Annotated in this window: 13 protein-coding genes; 6 read left to right on the top strand and 7 right to left on the bottom strand. The window is 56.8% G+C overall.

The window, feature by feature from the left end; all coding sequences use genetic code 11:
- Nucleotides 1-61: 61 nt before the first annotated feature.
- Nucleotides 62-679 (bottom strand): MarC family protein, encoded by a 618-nt coding sequence (locus THTE_RS05620; protein WP_095414515.1) that lies wholly within the window; start codon nt 677-679, stop codon nt 62-64.
- Nucleotides 680-691: 12 nt separating this feature from the next.
- Entirely contained in the window at nt 692-2,182 is a 1,491-nt protein-coding gene (locus tag THTE_RS05615) for an alkaline phosphatase D family protein (protein ID WP_095414514.1), read from the bottom strand.
- A 415-nt stretch (nt 2,183-2,597) separates the two neighbouring features.
- Here THTE_RS05615 and THTE_RS05610 point away from each other — a divergent pair, with 415 nt between their 5' ends.
- Nucleotides 2,598-4,469: a rhamnogalacturonan lyase gene (locus tag THTE_RS05610; protein WP_095414513.1), complete on the top strand. Its 1,872-nt coding sequence runs from the start codon at nt 2,598-2,600 to the stop codon at nt 4,467-4,469.
- A 536-nt stretch (nt 4,470-5,005) separates the two neighbouring features.
- The gene (locus tag THTE_RS05605; RefSeq protein WP_095414512.1) at nt 5,006-6,706 is read left to right on the top strand and encodes a serine protease; all 1,701 of its coding nucleotides are present in this window, start codon (nt 5,006-5,008) and stop codon (nt 6,704-6,706) included.
- Nucleotides 6,707-6,778: 72 nt separating this feature from the next.
- On the opposite strand, the gene THTE_RS05600 is transcribed toward THTE_RS05605, so the two are convergent.
- Together THTE_RS05600 and THTE_RS05595 are read right to left on the bottom strand one after the other, a co-directional pair.
- Nucleotides 6,779-9,202 carry a glycoside hydrolase family 127 protein gene (locus THTE_RS05600; RefSeq protein WP_207651789.1) on the bottom strand — a complete coding sequence of 808 codons (2,424 nt, stop codon included), beginning with the start codon at nt 9,200-9,202 and terminating at the stop codon, nt 6,779-6,781.
- 119 nt (nt 9,203-9,321) lie between these two features.
- The gene (locus THTE_RS05595) at nt 9,322-10,989 is read right to left on the bottom strand and encodes an FAD-dependent oxidoreductase (RefSeq protein WP_207651788.1); all 1,668 of its coding nucleotides are present in this window, start codon (nt 10,987-10,989) and stop codon (nt 9,322-9,324) included.
- Nucleotides 10,990-11,739: 750 nt separating this feature from the next.
- On the opposite strand from THTE_RS05595, the gene THTE_RS05590 reads away from it, so the two are divergent.
- A complete protein-coding gene (locus THTE_RS05590) occupies nt 11,740-13,668 on the top strand; it encodes a sulfatase-like hydrolase/transferase (RefSeq protein ID WP_207651787.1) in 1,929 nt (642 codons plus the stop codon).
- Between the two features lie 201 nt (nt 13,669-13,869).
- Here THTE_RS05590 and THTE_RS05585 read toward each other — a convergent pair whose 3' ends face one another.
- Both THTE_RS05585 and THTE_RS05580 read right to left on the bottom strand, forming a co-directional pair.
- Nucleotides 13,870-14,199 carry a hypothetical protein gene (locus tag THTE_RS05585; RefSeq protein ID WP_095414511.1) on the bottom strand — a complete coding sequence of 110 codons (330 nt, stop codon included), beginning with the start codon at nt 14,197-14,199 and terminating at the stop codon, nt 13,870-13,872.
- A gap of 680 nt (nt 14,200-14,879) precedes the next feature.
- Entirely contained in the window at nt 14,880-15,980 is a 1,101-nt protein-coding gene (locus tag THTE_RS05580) for an IS630 family transposase (RefSeq protein ID WP_095414510.1), read from the bottom strand.
- 702 nt (nt 15,981-16,682) lie between these two features.
- Here THTE_RS05580 and THTE_RS05575 point away from each other — a divergent pair.
- From THTE_RS05575 to THTE_RS05565, 3 genes are all read left to right on the top strand, one after another.
- The gene (locus THTE_RS05575; RefSeq protein ID WP_095414509.1) at nt 16,683-17,021 is read left to right on the top strand and encodes a hypothetical protein; all 339 of its coding nucleotides are present in this window, start codon (nt 16,683-16,685) and stop codon (nt 17,019-17,021) included.
- A gap of 220 nt (nt 17,022-17,241) precedes the next feature.
- Nucleotides 17,242-19,353 carry a glycogen debranching protein GlgX gene (gene glgX / locus THTE_RS05570; protein ID WP_237260255.1) on the top strand — a complete coding sequence of 704 codons (2,112 nt, stop codon included), beginning with the start codon at nt 17,242-17,244 and terminating at the stop codon, nt 19,351-19,353.
- 179 nt (nt 19,354-19,532) lie between these two features.
- Nucleotides 19,533-20,357, top strand: coding sequence for an alpha/beta fold hydrolase (locus tag THTE_RS05565; protein ID WP_095414507.1), 825 nt, complete (start codon nt 19,533-19,535; stop codon nt 20,355-20,357).
- Between the two features lie 186 nt (nt 20,358-20,543).
- On the opposite strand, the gene THTE_RS05560 is transcribed toward THTE_RS05565, so the two are convergent.
- The gene (locus THTE_RS05560) at nt 20,544-21,083 is read right to left on the bottom strand and encodes a DUF2617 family protein (RefSeq protein ID WP_095414506.1); all 540 of its coding nucleotides are present in this window, start codon (nt 21,081-21,083) and stop codon (nt 20,544-20,546) included.
- Between the last annotated feature and the right edge of the window lie 184 nt (nt 21,084-21,267).

Genomic DNA, 21,267 nt, shown 5'->3' with positions numbered 1-21,267 from the left:
TCACGCTCGTCAAATGCTCAGAATGCACACCCGCCTGGATGCATCGGGGGTGCATTTTTCTCTAAAGAACGTGCGCGTCGTGCAAAATTCCGAGGATTCCCTTACGGATCATCATCACGGCAATCGAGGCCATCAGCAGGGAAGCGATTTTTGACATTGTTCGCACGCCGTCCCGACCGAGAAATCTCTCAATCCTGGCGGCCACCGAGAACAGCGCCGCAGCCAAAACCACATTAGCCAGCGCGGCAGAGAGGGCCGGTAGCTTCCCATACTGGTTGGCGAGCAGAAGTACGGTCGTCAGTACAGCCGGTCCCACCGTGAGAGGAACCCCCAGCGGAACAGCCCCCAGGGATTCTGCATCCAGATGGGGTCGCCCTTTATCTGTGGCGAAAAGGTCGTTCATGGCCACGATGAAAAGCATGGTCCCGCCCGCCACCATGAAATCGGCTATGGTAATGCCCAGGAATTGGAGAACAACTTGTCCTACCACGACAAACACAATCACGACAGAGCTTGCCGTGAGAACCATCTGCCACAGCACGCGCTGTTTGACGGTGGGCGTTAAACCCTCTGTCAAACTCAGAAACAGGGGGAGCAACCCCACCGCGTCCACAGCGGCAAACAGGGGGACAAAACAGAGGGCGAATCGATAAAGAAAGTCGGCAATCTCATTGAACATGGGCGTCCGAATTTACCTGGCCGGTGGTGTCAGTTGGCTACGGGGCAGGGTCAGTTCGTAAAGAAGCTTTCCCGTTTCGCTGAACAAACGGAACGTCACTTCCGGATCAGCCTTGGTGGCATCGAAATCGAACTCGCTGAACGCGTATACCCCTGAAATTCCGTATAGCTGCGTCGACCAATTTGGCTGACGGGCAGGTGGGCCACTTCGGCCCCCCAGGCTGGCACCTTCAAATTCGTAAAATTGGAACCCGTTGGGTCGCGGGATCGTGAATCCGCGTGCTCCGTGTCGATCGCCGGAAATCAAGAGAACGCCACCGATGCGATTCTCTTCGACAAAGCGGAAAATCTCTTCCCGTCCTTCTGGATCAAAAACTCCCCAGGAATCCTTTCCATTTGAGACATAATCGCTCCACATCGTTCCGCAGGAGAGAATTACGAACGGGCCTTTGGCGGCATGCAACTGTTCTTTAAGCCAGGCCATCTGCTCCTTCCCAAGAAAATTGCCCTTTTCTCGAAAGAAGCGGTTATCGGTCATGATGATGTCGCACGGCCCAATCCGCGTGCTCAGGAAGACCCCTCCCCGGCCCAGGCCATAGGCGGGATTGTTCCAGCACTGACGGAACACCTCCCAAACGCCCTGCCGATCCGCGTCGGAAAAGCCTTTCGGCACGCCCCATTTATCGTTGTTGAAGTAGTCGTGATCATCCCAGGTCACGTAAACCGGGACCTCCGCAACCAACTGCTGCCACGCTGGCGTCAGATCACGAACCAGGTAATCCACCCGATGCAGACCAAGGTGATTATCCCGATCCTGAGCCGCCGTATCACCAATCAGCAGGAGGGCCGCCGGCTCTCGACTCCGAATTTGGGCACTCAACTGGGGATTGCCCAGCCCCCACCGGTGCATGCAACTACCGAAGGCAATCCGCAGGCGTTTGGCATCCTCCGAAAGGGTTCGGATGACCGCTGTTTCGGGAATTTTTGCGGGTTTGCCATTAATGAGCACGCGGTAGGGCAGAACCCGCCCTGGTGGCAAGCCCGTCACTGGCACCACCGCAGTGAATTCCGTTTCCCGCGTCGCTGCCACCGGCCCGAACCGTCGAAGCTGGCCGTCCACTTCCATTTCCACAACGACCTCAGCGGGCCCCAGAGTGCGGAGCCATACCCGGACGCCATCGCGAGCCACGCAACCCAACATGGGGCCACCGAGATGGGTCAAGCCCGCCTCGCGGCAAAGACGTTGAAACTCCGGCTGGTCCACAAGCTCGGCCACCGTGCCCCGCGGACGTTGCTGGAGGAATTCATAAGCGAACCTGACCACCTCCTGTTTTTCGCGAGGCTGCTCGCCCCACAGGTTGAAGATCGCGAGGGTCGTCGCGAGGTCACCACGACTCAGTTGCTGATGTTCCGGCTTTTCCTGTGACTGTGCTGACAAACCAGCGGCGCAAACGACCATGGCAGCCGCTGCCGGTAATATGCAAGACGACTTGAAACTCACCATACAGACACCTCCCCTAACTCGTCATATTTGCATCAGTCGGTTCAACTCAAGTATCTACAGCTTTGCCGTATTATATCAGCCAGCAGACGATGATGATCGATCCCTGGTCTTGTCGATCAGCAAACAAGATCTAGCGGAATTTGAGCACGCCGCGAAACCTAAGCCACGACGACCGATGCCGTGTTCATCGACGTGTTTGTCTAACTTTGATGACCACCGGGTAATCGCTGTGTGCTGCGAACAACTCGCTCGTCGCCTGTTATTTATTACCAACAAGAATTGGTAACTGATGCCCGCGATGGAGACGAAGTATTTCAGGATGAACTCGTCGCACATTTGACAAAAACGCTATTAAAATTGGGAAGAGTCAGACAGAATCTTGTATTCTGTTTCATTCAGTCATCGAAATCCCGCCATGTTGCATCCAACAATTTGCCCGACGAAAGGTCTGCTACTGGGTCTTCTCGTGGGTTGGTTTATCTTCTTGGGCTTAGAGGGTTTCGGGGCCGAGCGCCAGATGGAACTCCTCGACCGGGGATGTGTTGCGATCGACCGCGGTGACCAGACCGTCATGATTAGCTGGCGGTTGCTGGCGAATGATCCCGAGGACATCGGATTTCATGTTGATCGGCAGGAGTCCACGGGCGTTTGGCACAGACTCACGTCCTCTCCCTTGCGAACGACGACCCATTGGATTGACGGCGACCGCACGGCGCCGTTTCCCCGAACCTATCGGGTGACGGCCGTGGCCGACGGCCGCGAGCTTGAGCCGCCAACTATTGTCAAGGTCGAATTGGGGCAAAAGTACCTGGTCATCCCGCTTCAAACTTTACCGGGCCACACTCCGAATGACGCATCCGTCGGGGACCTCGACGGCGACGGCAGATACGAAATCGTCGTGAAGCAGGAAATGCGCCCGCGGGACAATTCACAGCGTGGACCAACCGGAGAGACAAAATTAGAGGCCTATACCCTGGATGGTAAATTCCTCTGGCGAATCAATCTCGGTCCCAACATCCGCGAAGGGGCGCACTATACCCCCTTCATCGTTTATGACCTGGACGGTGACGGACGCGCGGAAGTCGTTTGCCGAACCGCGGACGGCACCGTGGATGGGGTGGGACATGTGATTGGATCCCCGAGCGCTCGGTACCGCGACAGCCAGGGGCTGATCCTCACCGGGCCGGAGTATTTGACCGTCTTTGAAGGCCAAACCGGGCGAGCCGTGACGACCGTCCCCTATGTTCCACCACGCGGTCGCGTGCAGGACTGGGGCGATGATTACGGGAATCGCTCCGACCGGTTTCTCGCTTGTGTCGCTTATCTTGACGGCGAGCATCCCAGTGTGGTCATGTGTCGGGGATACTACACGCGAACAGTCCTGGCAGCCTGGAACTATCGTCATAACCGCCTTCAACTGTTGTGGGTCTTCGACAGTGACGTGGGCCCGGAGTCCAACCGCGCTTATCGGGGTCAGGGCAATCACAATCTGGCTGTTGCGGATGTGGACGGGGACGGCTGTGACGAAATCATCTACGGTGCCTGCGCCATCGATCATAACGGCCAGGGACTTTATTCCACGGGGCTCGGGCACGGTGACGCCCTGCATGTTACGGACATTGATCCCGACAGGCCGGGTCTCGAGGTCTTCGAAATCCACGAACGCCCCTCCCACCCCTATGGTGCGAATCTGCGCCACGCTGCGACGGGCAAGATCTTGTGGGGATTGGCTTCGCCTGATGTAGCCCGCGGGCTGGCACTGGACATCGACCCGCGCTACCGTGGTTTGGAATGCTGGGCCATCGGTCAGGGACTCCAGGGATTGTACAACTGTCGTGGCGAAAGCATCGCGCAGCGCGCTCCGCGATCGTGCAACATGGGTGTGTGGTGGGATGGCGATCTGCTCCGAGAACTCCTCAGCGGCACCCGCATTGAAAAGTGGGTCCCTGAAACCGAAAGCACGGTGACGCTTCTCGACGCGTCTCAATATGGATGCGCCTCCAACAATGGGACAAAGGCCAATCCCTGTCTCTGTGCAGATATCCTTGGCGATTGGCGGGAGGAAATTCTGTGGCGAACGCGGGACGGTCGCGCTTTATATCTCTTCACAACCCCCGAACCCACCAAGTATCGGTTTGTGACGCTCATGCACGATCCTGTCTATCGGCTTGCCGTTGCCTGGCAAAACGTGGGTTACAATCAACCGGCTCATCCGGGGTTTTACCTGGGAGAGGGCATGGAGCCACCAAAACGGCCGTCAATACGGCTTGTCAAAGGCCAGCCATAACCCAGGCGCACTCTCGATTCTTTGGCCCAAAGGCTCCCCACGATCGCCTCATGGACTGCAGTTTCCCTGACTCATTCCCACGTTTATCAAAATCTAACGCCACGCCACAAGCACAATGTGTTTAAGGGCCATTCATGGATTGCCCCTACCAGTGGCGTGGCCCGGGTAAACTGGGTCCACCAGGCTCTCGCATGATTTGGATGCATCCGGGACGCTCGGCGTGGGTCCCGGGGCTATTTAAGCGACGCCTTCGAGGGCTGGAGAGACGCCTTGCGCGCCGTCCGTCGAACACGGAGGGGCACGCTTGTCGTGCCCGGCGAAAGACAATGCGTGATCCAGCGTTGGAAAGCGGGCGTGACAAGCACGTCCCTCCGGATCGAATCTCGCTTCCAAGCGAATTCCTGTGGATGTTCGCGTTTCCACCGGTGGGATGGGCCAGGTGGTTTCCGTGTTGCTTCGGGACAATGGCCTGCCAACAATAGGGGAAAAGTAGGGCTTGGAAGGCGTCCATTCATCGGGACAGGAGTGACAGTGTTATGACGGGATCTCAACTTTTCGTTCTCCTCCGCCGCTATTCGAGCATACTCCCACGGGTGTGGCTTGCAATCGCACTGTGTGCGATGACTGTATCTCCACCGGTGCAGGTCGCCGTTTTTGTTCGGGCTGAATCTGCCGTGCCGGTGGCCGAGGCCCCCAAAGATGTCGGCCAGTTGCGGGACCTGCAAAGGCAAGTGGCGGAATTGATTGAAAAGCTCAAACCGTGCATCGTCGCGGTTCGGATCGGCAACACCCAGGGGAGTGGGGTGATCGTGACCGAGGACGGATATGCCCTCACCGCCGGGCATGTGGTTGGCGAACCACATCAGAGCTGTGAACTCATTTTTGCTGATGGAAAGCGTGTCAAGGGAGAAACCCTTGGGCGATACCAGGATGCTGACGCGGGACTGATCAAAATTACGGAGGCCGGTCCGTGGCCCCACGCTGAAATGGGGGTGAGCAGAGAACTGCCCGAAGGAGCGTGGGTGGCAGCGCTGGGCCATCCATTGGGTTACATTTCGGGGAGGCCGCCCGTCGCCCGACTCGGCCGAGTCCTTCGCAATCGAGACACCTTTATTCGTACGGATTGTCCCCTGGTAGGTGGCGATTCGGGTGGGCCCCTGGTGGATTTAACGGGCAAGGTGGTGGGTATTCACAGCAGAATTGCCGGTCCCACCACGATGAATTATCACGTTCCGGTAGATGTCTTCCGGTCCAACTGGGACCGCCTGGCTAAGGGAGAAGTGTGGCAGGATGTCATCCCCGGGCGGGACAGCGAAGAAGTCAAACGCGTTGTGGCGGGTGTCATTTCGCCGGAGGTCCGGGCGTGTGTCGTGATGGTACGGTGCAATGGTCGTGACACAGTCTTGGGGACTGTGGTAGGCCCCGATGGGTGGATCCTCACGAAAGCCAGCGAACTGAAACCCCCCATTACCTGTAAGCTCTCCGACGATCGAGAACTCCCCGCTGAAATTGTGGGGATTCACGAAGAGCACGACCTGGCCATGCTCAAAGTAGACGCTCGCCATTTGCCCGCCATCCCGTGGGCCCCCTCCGTGGATTGCCAGCCGGGCTACTGGATGATCTCCGTTGGTTTCCGCCAGGACGTTCCACTGGCCCTCGGGATCGTGGGAGCTCCCGCGCGGCGGATTCCACCTCAACCCGGGATCCTGGGCGTCACACTGGAAGACACCGAGGGAGGCCCTCGGATCACGCGAGTGATGGAACAGTCGGCGGCTGCCGCGGCAGGAATTGAAGAAGGCGATATCGTGCTGGAAGTGGACGGCACACCCACCCCCAAAACGACGGACGTCATCGAGGCGATTCGTCGCCATCGTCCTGGCGACACCGTGAAGCTCAAACTACGACGCGGCGAGCAAACGCTGGAGATCACCGTCACCCTCAAGCCGTTGGACACGCCAAGCCAGCGGCGGCGGGAGATGCAAAACCGCTCTGACGTCGGCCTGAGCCGCCGAGCGGACGGTTTTCCCCGCGTTATCCAGCATGACGGCGTGGTCCCGCCTCAGTTCTGCGGCGGCCCTGTGGTCGATATCGACGGCCGGGTTATCGGTATCAACATCGCACGGGCGGGCCGGACGGAGACGTACATCATTCCCGCAGACACTCTTCTCGGTTTGATGTACGACTTGATGTCGGGCAAGCTGCGACCGGCGTCCGAGGCCACACCGGAAAGCAATTAGTCATTACCGAACCAATCTTTCCGGGTGGCTGTCGGACCGCTCCGTCTTTGCGGGCGACGGCATCAGGTCAATTCACCGCGCCTCGATGACCTGCCATTCGAGAATCCCACCAGACCAGGTGGGCTGCAATTGGACCTCCAGCCGCAGGCCGGTCGTCTCCACCGGTTCAAATTGAACCTCACTCCAGCCGTTTTTGACCACCGGAAGAGACCCTGGAACATTCACCGGGACCCAAGTCTCGCCCTTTCGGTAGAGGATTCGCCAACTGGCGGGCAGGCGGCAGTGTCCGCCACGGGGTTCATCGTCAAACCAGTACACCCGTACGCCTTTCACAGCTACCGGCTTATCCCAATCATACTGGACCCACTCCTGGGTCCCCCGGTGATCCCACCAGGTAAACCGCGGGATTGAATGATCGTTGGAATCTTTGGGTTCAATCCCATCGTTGAGGGCCTCCACCGAATCATTTCTCCAGCAATGGGAAGCGGAAGGCCGAGCGGCCTCGGTGGCGGTCAGCGTCTCGTCTCCGGTCAGACTGGCTGGATCCAGCGGCCGGTACAACCGGCCTTCCCAACTCGGGTCGTTGGGGTCGGGATGACGAGGTTTGCCCGCCTGCCGTACCCACACCACCATGGGGCCTGGATCGCGGTGATCCCACAGGTGATAGGGCACGAAGGTCAGTCGGCGACCATCCGCTGCGGTGCCTTTGATCACCACAATTCCGCCCAGAAGGTCCGGGCGAAATTCGATCTCAAACTGCGGATCCCTGGCCAGTACTGCCGACCGGACATCGAAGCCGTTGTCCACAGCTTCCAAGCAGTAGACGATCGGTCCTCGCTGAACCGCCACGCGTCCTCGATCGGCCAGCACTTTAGGATGGGCCTCGATGCGTTCGACCGGCATCGCCAAATTGAGCGTGATCTTATCGCCGTCCTTCCACTTCCTGCGAACCAGATAATAACCCCGGTCGAGCTGGCTCAAGACTACCGGGGCTGCTGGCTCATCATTGACCGCCACCGTGGCTTCTCGGCACCAGGAGGGAATCCGCAACCGAAGCGTCCATTCCGCCTCCGATGGCGGGGAGATTGTTAGTTCAACGCGGCCGTCCCAGGGGTAGCGCGTTTTCTGCCGAATGTTGACCGGTTGCGGGAGTCCCAGGTCAATTTTTGCCTCGCCGCCAATGTACAAGTTGACGAATAATTCTGCGGGGTGATCACCCTGGGCAGGCCGAACCGCATAGACATAGCCCGGCACCGAGGGAATGAGGCGAACCACATTGGTGGGACAGCAAGCACAACCGAAGAACGGCTGCCGGTGATGGTCGCCAGCCGATGCCAGCGGATTGACATAGAAGAAATGTTCGCCATCCAGCGCCACCCCGGAGAGCACACCGTTGTACAGCGTTCTCTCCAAAACGTCAGCATATTGAGCGTCGCCGTGCATCAGCCCCAGTCGATACGCCCACAATACAAGCCCGATAGCGGCACAGGTCTCGCAATAAGCGGACTCATTGGGCAGTTCATAGGCCTCGCCGAACGCTTCGCCCTCATGACGTGCCCCAATTCCTCCGGTAATGTACATCTTGCGGAGAGTGACGTCCTTCCAAATGCGGTCCATTGCCGCCATAAGTTCGGGATCCCCGGTGTATGCAGCGACGTCCGCCACCCCCGAGTAAAGGTACATCGCGCGAACGGCGTGCCCAACAATCTCGCTCTGCTGCCGAACAGGCAGATGATCCTGACAATATGGGCCGTAGGATTGCCGATGCGTGGTATTCCCACGTTCGTCGATGAAAAATTTCGCCAGGTCTAAATATCGCTTTTCGCCGGTCACCTCATAGAGTTTGACAAGTGCCAGCTCGATTTCCTCATGGCCGGGAACACCGTACTTCTTTCCCGGACCAAAAATGCTGTCAATGTGGTCTGCCAGCTTGATCGCCACGTCCAGAAACGTTCGCTTTCCGGTGGCGCGATAATGGGCGACAGCAGCCTCAAATAGATGACCCGCACAGTACAGCTCGTGCATAACCGGCAGATTGGTCCATCGTTTGTCAAGGCCGGTCAGCGTGTAATAAGTATTGAGGTAGCCATCCGGCCGTTGGGCCGCTGCGATCAGCCCGATGATCCGGTCCACCTCTTTTTCCAACTGCGGATCCGGTTGCTGGGCCAGGGCATAGGAAGCCCCCTCCAGGACCTTATAAACGTCCGAGTCATTGAAATAGATGCCCTCAAATTTTCCCTCCATGAGTCCGGCAGCCTTGGCGAAATTAGAAATCCGCCCTGTCTCCTCACACCATTTCAAATTGTGTGGGATGGATCGTTCCCGATTGGTCCGGATTCGGGGTGCCCAGAATTCGTCCTCCACATGGACGGCCGTGAAAGGGACGATCGTCAATCGGCGCGGACTCACGGATTCCGCAGCCCGAGCGGCCCTGAGCGTTCCCAACGCCCCCAGGATGAGTCCGCAGGTAACCATTCCCAAAATCACTTGCCGCATCGCAAAACCTCCTTTTTCATCGCAGAGAGGTTCTTTGTTCTTTCGCGCAGTGGCACCGTTGTAAGGCAGAGCCGCCCCTCGGCGACTCATCCCTGCGCTTTGTCATCGCCACGGCCACTTCATTTTTTAGTGTACTCCAAGACCTGTCCCTCGCTCAGCAACCGCTCGCGGAGTTGCTCGTACGGGACATCCTGCACGGCGACCTGCAGGGAAATAGCGAGATCGGCTGCCGCCGCGGCAGACTGGCCCAGTATCATGAACACTGGTTCCATGCGAATGGAACCGTACGCCACATGGGTTGCCGAAACACACACGGGAACCAGCAGATTCTGGCAATCTTCCCGCCTGGGTACCAGTGATCCGTAGGCGATGGCATAGGGGCGGGGTGTCGGCACACCGATGTCGCCTTCGTTCTGCACATAACCTTCCGGTGTGATGTAACGCTGAACATTGTGACTATCAATCGTGTATGAACCCATCCCTACAGACTCGGGCGTCTCTTTCTTGCCCAGCAAGTCGTGTTCGGTCATCACGTAGGTGCCCACCATCCGTCGGGCTTCACGAATGTAGAGCTGGTAGGGCCAGTGGCCGTTGTCCACGAATTCGTCCTTGGCAAGCCCCCACCGGCGCATCTCTTTCTGGACATCCTCCGGAACCCGGGGATCATTGGCGATGAAATAAAACCACCCTTTTTGATATGTTTCATGTTCCTTGATGATTTCCCGGCGGCGTTCGTAGCTCGCCTCGGGATAATCGTAGTTGTAGCCGATGTTATCCGTGCTCATCGGACCATGATTGTTGGTATCCGTCTTCCGATTGGGAATGGGATCAAATTTTTCAAAAGTCTCCCGCCAACCGGCCTCAAAAATCCGCACCAAAAGCTCGTATTGCTTGGGGTCGTACCCCTCCGGCTTGGGAAAAGGCACACGATTTTCTGGCACGTCTGTCAAGCACAATCGAAAACAATACGCCTGAACCCGATGATCACCCTGACCATATTCACCCGGTGGCTCAGTGCTGATCCGCGGGAGAACACCGCTGCTGGGATCGCCCGGAATCCAGTAGGCACTGATGGGTTTCTTCAGGACGCCAAAATGATGACGATGATGGAGAACGCCGATTTGCACCCCGGCCCATTTCTCACCATATTCGCTCTGGGACTCCCGCCCCACGCGATACCGACATCCAGCCGCGGCCATGAGGTCTCCCTCGTAAGTGGCGTCGATGAATACTTTTGCAGTGAAAACCTTTCCGCTCAGCATCCGGATGGTGCGAATTCGCCCCTCTTGTTTGACGACGCCCTTTTCCCGATCCAGCCACTCATCCCGAAAAGTGGGGATTGAATACTCGCGGATAAAATCTTCGAAAACCGCTTCCGCGACGTGAGGTTCGAAAACCCACATCGTGCGGCGTTCACCGTCGATCGCCGGGGTCCCCTGCCCCCGATTACCGTACTCTTCCCGTTTCTGCCATTTCCAGGCTTCCGGCTTTTGATAATGTTTCCAAATACGGTGGTAAAACTCCCGAGCGAGCCCACCAATCACCGCTTTATTGCCGGTGTCAGTCCAGCCCAGACCGCTGCTGGACATCCCACCGAGATGTTTCTCAGGACAGACAATAGCCACGCTCCGGCCCAGCATGCGGGCTTCAACAGCAGCCATCACTCCCGCGGAAGTACCCCCATAGACGACAATGTCGTATTGATAAGTTTGTTCCGCCGAAGCACCGGTCCATTCAACCAGAGTGAGTACACCAAATACCCCCAGCAGCCGAAGCCATGCCATCATGGAAACTCTCCACTTATGCTCTTACCACGATCCTGGAAAAAACCATTGGCGTGCCTTGCCATAATAACAAATCCCGGTTCAGCTCACCACCATTGGCTGGGCCAGTATGCGGGACCTGAAAGTGCGCACGTCCCGAGCCTTTCCCGCTTTTGCAAAAACTTACGAGCTGGTACGAGCGCGATATGCTCTAGGGGCAGTTCATGAATTGCCCTTACCAGTCGTGTGGCCCGGGTGAAACCGGGCCTCCGCTCACTCGCGTGTTTGGATGCAACCGGGACGCTTGCTCGGCATGGAATTCGGGCCCATTTGGGGGGACACGTTCCTCGGCGTCCGTCGAACACGGAGAGGCACGCATCTCGTGCCCGCCGACGCGAAACGGAGCATCCAACGCTCAGAGCTGGACCTGACTAACCGGTGCCTCCGGGCTGACGCGAACCCGCGTGGACCTCCACGTTTTCATCGCCGGAGGAGACGTCGAGATATGCCGGTCGCCCATCCAGTTGCAATCGGTCGCATCCCAACGCACACTATAGAAAGCTTTAAGGAGCGAAAAGCCGAACATGCAACCGGTCAGCACCGCTGATGAAGCGACGTTTTAAAATACTCGGTCACGGGATACATAGGAGTGATCGTTCCTGACGAACGAGTTAAGAGCAACGTACGCGCGGCTCAAACACTCTTTTGACGAGGAAAATTCTGAGACAACGTAAAGGTTCTGTTTAACGGCCCGAATTTGGGGAGGTTTTGATCATGAGGCGGTACGGATCTTGGAAAACCTGGGCGATCGCTCTCGGAGTATTGTGGTGGACAACTGGAATGGTGCCCGATGCTGTCGGCCAAGCAGCGGCTGAGCAGACCCGGCCCAACATCCTGTGGATCACCTGCGAGGACATCGGTCCCCACCTCGGCTGCTATGGCGACCCGTACGCGGATACCCCGAATCTGGACCGACTCGCGGCCAAGGGCACGATTTACATCCGGGCGTGGTCTACGGCACCTGTCTGCGCCCCTGCCCGAACAGCCATTATCTCGGGAATGTATCCCAGCAGTACAGGCTCGGAACACATGCGGAGCCTGATCACGCCTCCGGAGGGCGTCAAGTTCTATCCCCAATTTCTGCGAGAAGCCGGTTATTATTGCACGAATAACAGCAAAGAAGATTACAACCTTGAAAAACCTGGTCAGGTGTGGGACGAGTCATCAACTAAGGCTCACTGGAAGAATCGACGACCCGGTCAGCCATTTTTTGCTATTTTCAACTTCACCGTAACTCACGAGAGCCAGGTGCGGCGACGGCCCCACCGATGGATTCATGACCCTGCCAGGGTGCGTGTGCCCGCGTATCATCCCGATACGATCGAAGTCCGACAGGATTGGGCCCAGTATTACGACAATATCACCACTATGGATCGGATGGCCGGCGAAAAACTGAAGGAATTAGAAGAGGCAGGTTTGGCGGACGACACGATCGTGTTTTTCTACGGGGATCACGGGCCGGGAATGCCACGCTGCAAACGATGTCCTTACAATTCGGGGCTTCAGGTACCGCTTATTGTTTACATCCCTCCTAAATTTCAACATCTGGCTCCGCCGGACTACAAGCCGGGTGGGCGGTCGTCTCGGCTCGTGTCGTTTGTCGATCTCGGCCCCACAGTTCTCAGCTTGGTGGGAATCAAACCGCCCGCCTACATGCAGGGGCGGCCATTTCTCGGCGTTTATGCTGCGGAACCACCCGCGTATCTGTTCGGTTTGCGCGGTCGGATGGATGAACGCTACGACCTGATTCGCAGCGTTACCGACGGGCGATTTGTTTACATTCGGAATTTCATGCCACATCTTCCCTGGGGCCAGCATGTGGAATATATGTTCGAAACCCCCACAACACGAGTATGGAAGCAGTTATTTGATGAGGGAAAACTCACTCCGGAACAGGCCTACTTCTGGCAGGTTCCCAAGGCGACCGAGGAACTCTACGACCTGGCCACGGATCCCGACGAAGTTCACAATCTCGCCGCGGATCCCGCCTACCAGGGAAAGTTAAAAGAACTGCGTGCGGTCCTCCGTGAGCATATCCTGCAGACTCGCGATCTCGGCTTTCTCCCGGAGGATGAAATCCACGCCCGCGCCGGCAATGGATCGCCCTACCGCTATGGTCAAAGCAAGGACTATCCATTAGAGCGAATTCTCGAAATGGCAGAATTGGCATCAGATCTGAAGTCAGAGCAAATTGATAAACTTCTTCACGGTCTGCAGGACAGTGACAGTGCCGTGCGATACTGGGCAGTCACCGGCATCCTTGCCCGAGGTCAAAAGGCCTACGACGCCGCCCGCGAACCGGTCCTCCATGCATTGGACGACCCGGCACCCAGCGTTCAAATTGTGGCGGCCTGGACTATCGGGCGATATGGTTCGCCCGAAGAGCTGCAGCGAGCGCTCGATGTTTTAAAAGTTTTTGTCGACTACGAAGGGAAGGGTCCGTACCTTTCGATGCTGGCACTTAATGCCCTCAACGATCTCGGAACAAAATCGGAGCCTGTAAAATCTGTGGTGGAAAGCTTCAATCCCGAGATCCGTCGGGAACATGGTCGATTGGGCGAAAATCTCTTCAAACTGAAACGCAGTATTCTGGCCAAACTCGGAGCGGATACGACCACTGGGGCGGCCACCACGATGCGTTAGAAAGCTTCCGGACAGCCATGGCGAGGCTGCCATGCACACGGTCTAAATAATGCCAAGAACAGCCGATTAGAACGCGTTAGGGGCAGATGTTTTCTGCCCCTAACGCCGTTTTTCTTAGCCGCCCAGAGCGAGTGCTAAGCTATCCGGAAATTCGGATCATCAAACGGGCGCGATCACGGGCCAATAAGGCACGCAGTGTACTTAAATGTTTTCTCGAATAAGGCTGACGAGATCGAAGCACTTGAAAATCGTTTCCATCGATCCGACCTTATCAAGCAGTTGACGCACGTCTTCCACGACCTTTCGCGCGGATTCCACGCTCCCGTACTGCCGGATAAAGTTGACCACCTCTTGGATGGCAGCATCGTCAGCCGTGGCGGTTGCCCCAACCTTCCCTGATGCTCGCGGTTTTCCACCCTTGACAAACTGATACCCGCAACTCTTGCACTCCACAGCGCGGGCTGCATTGATAGCCCCACACCCTGGACAACGTTTCCGTCCCCGACCGAGCTTCTCTGCTTTTCTGGGCATGATACGTCATCTCCTTTCGAACTACTAAAACGAACACAATACACTACTGGAACAACACGCAATGTTTGCACTAACCGAGAAGAACAGCAATGTGTTTAGCACTATCGGAATACCGGCACGCTGTTTTTCAAATCCATACACCATAAACTTATACCGAGAATTACAAAAATGCAAGATACCTATTCTTCAAAAAAATTCAAGGCCGTGGGCGGCTTTGAAATTCCCAAAATCCAGGCCGCAAACTTCTACCGCCCCGTAGCGAAGCAGGTTGTCCGACAAAGAGAACTCGCCAGCCTGGCCGTTTAACACGTCGATCTTATACGATGTTATTCAACTCCGAAAAGCATAATTTCCTCGAAAGCGGCCCATGCGGTAGACAACGGTCCTGACACATCTCCACTTTTCCTCTGGCAATGGGATTGCGGACATCCCCACTGGTTCGCGTCCGTTCGACGGCCCGGAGGAACCTGCTTGCCGGGTCGGCCTTTAAACTTGGATGCTCCATTTCGCATCAGCGGGCGGGACAAGCATGCGCCTCCGATGAATCTCTCGGAGGGAGCTGCTTGTCACGCGCACATTTGAACCTTTGGATAATCCACTTCACCGGCCAGGCTCCGACTGCTCGGTTACATCGTTGGCTAAACGCTAGTGCCCTTTCCGGTCGAACAGTTTCGCGCGTGTTAGGCTGCTGCGCGGCAGGTGGATGGGGCGTTTCTTCGGAGGGAGGATCGCCAAGGCTCGACGGCTATCGCACGGCGGCCGTTGCGCCAAGCCAAATACCTCCGGATAGCTTGCTCCTGTTCTTCATGACTCCGATAGTCGCTATTGTCCAGGGCAAACTTCTTCAGTCCCGTGAACTGGCACTCGATCCGATTCAGCCATGACGCATTGGACGGGGTAAGGTAAAACTTCACATTGTTCGCCCGGGCCCATGCCCAGACCTCTTCCTTCAGATGGGGACTGTAGTTGTCCATCACGATGTGTAACGTTTCGCTCTGCGGGTAACGCCGCCGGAGCCACCGGAGAAATCGCAAGAACTCGATCCAGGTTTTCCGGCTGTAGAACCGGCCCAACAACGTGCCCGTTTCCAGGTCGTAGGCCGCCAGGAAATGGCGAACTCCACTGGTGCGGCGGTAGGTGGCTCGCAAATGCTCGACCCGCTTGGTCCCCGCTTTGGCCAGGCAACGGCCATGGCGTGGCTGGAGATTCAGGGGGCCAAACTCATCGACGCAAATCCGCCGACCCACCGCCGGCCGACGCTGGTAAAGTCGGCGAATTCGCCGGTATTTAGGCCAAAACTCCGGGTCCGTTGACTCCTTCCACGTCTTGGTCCGCCGCCAGCGAATGCCACAACGCTTCAGCAACGTGCGCAGCCACTCCAAGCTGATGTACGCAACGATCTTCTGGCTCACCAGATACTCCCGCAACTTGCTCAGCGACCATTGTGTCATCCCGATCAAGGCCTTCGGCGAGGAAAGGGCCACCTCGACGATCTGCTCGACCACCTCGGCGAGGAATTTGCGTGGGCTGCCACCAGCCTGGTAGTACGGATGCCAACTGATCGCCTCCAGCCCGCCTTGGTTAAAGCGGTGAATGATCCGTCGCACCCACTGCGGCGTGCAGTCGACCCGCTGGGCAATTTCGCGGTTGCGAACCCCGCCGGCGGAGAGCAGCACAATCCGCGCATGACGGCTATTGACATGATTAGACAATTGTCGTTTCATTCTATGGAGCTCTTGTCGCTCGTAGCAGGTGATCGGGCGAACATGAACCTTGTCCATTTTCCGGTCTCCACGTCATTGAGAGTCTTTTTGAACCACGCGACGTGGAGACCCTTTTTGTCTAAACTCCCCGAATTCTCCAAGACCAATTCTTGCCCCTACCAAAAACGCGAAACTCCCGAACCGGAAGGGGCACTAGGGGCGGTTCAGGAAGCGCCCCTACAACATGCTCTGCTCGTAGCATGTTACAGTTTTCTGCTAAGGTGAGGATGGCTTAGAATAACGGTTTCGTGGAAGGCTTCTCTCGGGCGGCGTAGTTATCGACGCCGGAACCTTTTTGGAGGAAAGCGCAAGGAAAAAATGGAGTAGCCGAACACGTCAAGCAGTGGCACAAAAGAAGGGCCGGGGATTATCTAAGGCGAGAACGAGCCCAAAAGAATCACAAACGTTTCCAGGAGCGACCAGTGGCACGTCTGCTTTTGAACCCTGAATCATCGGTTTCGTTTCATCAGGCGGGAGTGCTTTCAATCGGGCACGACAGTCGCGTCTATCCGCAATCCTCCTGGAGGAAGTCGCTCGTGAGGCCTGCTCGTCGAGGCTGAGGCGTCCAACTCGGTTCATCGAGCGTGACAAGCGCGTGCCGCTGCCTGTAAATGGCACCGCTCCAGCCAAATGGAAATCGTGCGACTGGCCTCGGATGGCCCGCCTCTCCGTCCCAGTGCCAGGGCGCTGGCGGATGCACCACGCGGTAGTTGAGCGGCCATGTTCAAGAGGTACCCGCTCGAGTATCCGCTGTGGTTTGATCTATTGGAAACATCCAAAAAATCGCGACGAACGCATTCTCTTCCATCATTTCTCTGGCCTGCCATTCGTCATCGACTTAATCGGTATGTCTTTCCCAAGTTCCTGGTTGCGGTGCGCGTGGGGCAAACTGTTCAGAATTCCCGGATTGGAACCAGCCGTTCCAAGGGGCTGCGGCTTCGTTTTTCCACCAGCCGATTGTGGATAACAGGACGGACCCGCCTTGAGCCAGGTATGGCGGCCGACTCTGCCGCGGCGGGAGGGTTATTGACCTCCCTTGCAAGCTTTGAGTCGCGGTGATCAGGTCGCGTTCTCCCGCGAGCGGTGGCTCACGGACCCGGCTCGTTGCCCTTCCACAGAGCGAAGGGGTCATGGAGGTCGGACGCGCAGGTTGGCACGACTTTTGTCGTAAGCTATGTTTTTTTCCTAAAATGACGGGTGGACCATGGCAACAGATCTGCAACAATGGTTTACTGGTAACGTGGATGTCGTGGTAGGACGCCCTACCCAGCCTTTTTCCATGCTTGCGCGACCGACTACACTGCACCTTGCGCATACTCTGCCGTACGGGGCCATTCTCCGCGAGGATGGCGTCCAGTTCGTTATTTTCAGCCGCTCGGCAACGGGAATGCGCATCCTTCTTTACCGGAATGTCGAAGACCCTGATCCGTATGAAATCATTTCACTGAATCCTCACGATCACCGATGGGGCGATGTGTGGACGATATTCGTGCCCGGCCTCAAGGCCGGACAGCTTTATCACATCCAGGCGGACGGCCCCTGGGCACCGGAAATCGGTCACCGCTTCGATTCGAAAGCCCGGTTGATTGACCCCTACGCCAAAGCACTGGCCGGGGATTTCCTGCCTCCCACCGACGGTATCATCAGACCTCCCAAGTGCGTCGTGATCGATGATGAGTTTGACTGGCAAGGTACCCGCCCTATACGGCGCGAGCTTTCCGAAACGATCATCTACGAGATGCACGTCAAGGGATTCACGCGGTCGCGGACCAGCGGCGTGCAATTCCCGGGCACGTATCTGGGAGTCATTGAAAAAATCCCCTATCTCAAGTCACTGGGTGTGACGGCCGTGGAACTGATGCCTGTCCATGAATTTCCAATCCTGGACATCTACGGCCAGAAACCCGCTCGTCCGAATTACTGGGGCTATGATCCTCTGGCGTTCTTCGCCCCACACCGCGGCTATGCGGTGAGTAAAGAGCCCGGGGCCCAGGTTCGTGAGTTTAAGGAAATGGTTCGCGAACTCCATAAGGCCGGAATCGAAGTCATCCTCGACGTGGTCTTCAATCACACCGCCGAAGGCAACGAAAACGGTCCCATTCTGAGTTTCAAGGGACTGGAAAATCGCGTGTATTACATGCTGGACAACGGCGGTAGCCGTTATAAGAACTACACGGGCTGCGGCAATACGCTCAACGGCAATCACCCAATTGTTCGCGAAATGATTTTCCACTGTCTGCGATATTGGGTCCATAATTACCACATTGATGGCTTCCGCTTCGATTTAGCGTCGATCCTCAGTCGGGATCGGGCGGGTAATCTGGTACCCAATCCCCCCGTGGTCGAGGCGATTGCGGAGGATCCTCTCCTTGCCGACACAAAGATCATTGCGGAAGCCTGGGATGCGGCGGGGGCCTACCAGGTTGGCACATTCGCGACCCTCTGCTGGCCCGACACGTTCGACCACTGCCGTTGGGCAGAATGGAATGGCCGCTATCGCGATGATGTCCGGCGATTCTGGCGGGGTGATCCCGGCATGGTTCCTGCGTTTGCCACACGGCTGGCTGGTTCGAGCGATCTCTATCAGCCTGGCGGGCGATATCCGTATCACAGTATTAACTTCATTACGTCCCACGACGGATTCACTCTCAACGACCTCGTTAGTTATAACCACAAACATAATGAGGCGAATGGTGAAGACAATCGCGACGGCGAAAACAATAATTACAGCTACAATTATGGAGTCGAAGGCCCGACATGGCATAAGGGTATCGACCTTATTCGGATGAGACAGATTAAGAATATGCTGGCCACCCTTTTTCTCAGCCAGGGTGTGCCGATGATGCTCTTCGGTGACGAGTGCCGCAGAACACAGCGGGGAAATAACAATGCGTATTGTCAGGATAATTCAATTTCGTGGTTCAATTGGAAACTTGTCCATCGCTATCGCGAGCTCTGGCGATTTGTCCAGGCCTTGATTGCCTTCCGCAAGCAGGAACCAACGGTCCGACGCAAGGATTTCCTGACCGGTCTTCCGGTGCGGCCGGGCGGGTTGCCTGATGTGAGCTGGTTTAATCCGATGGGTGGCCCCGTGGATTGGGCCAACGCCGGTCGCAGCCTCGTGTGCCTCCTGGCTGCGTTTCCTGAGCGAGAAGATCCTAACCGTCCTAATCATCATATTCTCATGATGTTTCATGCGGCTCCGGAACCGGCACGCTTCGTCATCCCGGCAGCAGCCCGGGGACTTGCCTGGCGGCTGTTTATCGATACCAGCCGCATGTCGCCCAATGATATCTATCCCAATTTGGACGGTCCCCCACCCCCTGTTGACTGGTCCCTGACGCTACCTGGGCGAACGCTCGTGTGCTACGTCGCCCCGGATGTGTTCTGAAAAGTAGGTGTCGGGTGGAGGCGGCTGAAATCGTCCCGCGGAGGTCGCGTCCACGCGCACCATTGCCTGCTTCTAAATAAAATAGATCGATTCGAGTTGCCCGCGCCGGGATCAACCCGGCAGCGTATTTTCCGTTTTTGCAAAAAGAAAAGATACTCATTTTGCATCCGAGATGTCCCATGGCACAGCGTGTGAAAATCACCACCACAGCTACCCCGGGTGAAATTGAACTGGCTTTCGAAGACACGGGGACTGGCCTGCCTGTTCTTCTGGTCCACGGCTTTCCCCTTGATCGGACCATGTGGAAAGCTCAACGGGAAGAGTTGTGCGATGAGTTTCGGGTGATCGTTCCCGATCTACGAGGATTTGGAGAAAGCCAGGTGATCCCCGGAGTCGCCACGATGGAGGCGATGGCGGATGACCTGGCAGGCCTCTGCAACCACCTCGGGTTGACCGGCAAGATCGTGCTGGGCGGCCTCTCGATGGGTGGGTACGTGGCTTTTGCCTTTGCCCGAAAGTATCGTGACCGCCTGGCTGGTCTCATCCTGTGCGATACGCGCGCAAGGCCCGATTCTCCCGAAGCGAAGGAGAACCGACGGCGTGTTGCCGAACGCGTTCGCCGGGAAGGTCCGGGGTTCATCGCGGAGGAGATGATTCCCCGCCTGTGCTGCGAAAGCACGTTTCGCAATCATCCGGAAGTGATCGAAAAAATCCGCCAGATGATCCTCTCGGCGCCACCGGAGGGTGTGGCGGCGGCAGCACTCGGAATGGCTGAACGTCCGGATTCTACGGACCTTCTACCTGCTCTCTCGTGTCCAACTCTTGTGCTGGTGGGACAATTTGACGCAATATCGCCACCTGAGGAAATGGAGGCAATGGCGCGGACAATCCCGCAATCGCAGTTCGTGGTAATCCCTGACGCCGGCCATCTCCCGCCAATGGAACAGCCCGAGCGGGTAACGCAAGCGATCCGGGAATGGCTGAGAAAGGTACATACTGAGTAAAGAACCTGTCGGGATTTTATCCGCGCGATTTCAGCGACGAGTCGATTAGTCTCAGCGAACCGCCGATCCTCGTGAGATCCCGATGTGGACGTGAAAAACCGGCTATCACGACGCGGTTAACAGTCCTCAGCCGTTGCGCAGGCCCCGGTCTGAAAAGTAGCCCCGCTGGACTTGTTGGCCTTCAGACTAGGGTAATCGAATCACCGTGCGACTTTTCACCAGGGCGTAGTCATCCGGAAAAGTGTGAAACGCCTGCACCAGAAAGCTTTTTGCCCGTGTCTCATAGTAGAGAAAGCTCATTGCACCCAGGGGCATTCGCCCACTTGGATCAAACCGAAAGAACAGCCCTTGCTGGGGAGCCTCGCGGTTCAGCTCATGTTGAAACATCCAGAAAAGCTCTGGCGAGACATGTTCCAGTTGCACTTCCCATTCGTAGGAAATTCCACCCCGGCCCACCAACTGATCTTTGTGCTCTCCTTTGATATTGTGAAACATCAAACGTCTCTTGGTTGGTAATGGATGGAGGGCCGAGGTAGCCACCTCCGTCCAGGTAAGTCCTTCGTAATTCCAAGTGATGACGTGGCCGGTGTTGGTGATCGCCAGCCGTACCTCATAGCCCCCGCGACTGACCTGCCGAGTGGTGCGAATTTCAAACAATTCGGGGTGAAGCGGCCTGCCGTAAAGGCTGAATGCCAATTCCGTAACCCGAGGACGAACAGTCAGCACAGCTTTATCCCCTCTTCTATGCCCAACACACGAACGTGCCGGCTTATTAATCCCATCGTTCTTTCGCCATGACGTTCACACGGGCTTCCCATTCAGTCCCTCGTGAACGTGTCATGGGATATTATAAGCGGTCTTCGCGGAGGCAACAAAGGGAGTTTTCTGAGCTTTCTGCGTCTCCATTTCA

Origin of the sequence: Thermogutta terrifontis (assembly GCF_002277955.1) — a bacterium.
Lineage (GTDB): Bacteria > Planctomycetota > Planctomycetia > Pirellulales > Thermoguttaceae > Thermogutta > Thermogutta terrifontis.
The sequence above is the reverse complement of the archived record's forward strand: the minus strand, read 5'-3'. Positions and strand labels throughout refer to the sequence as shown.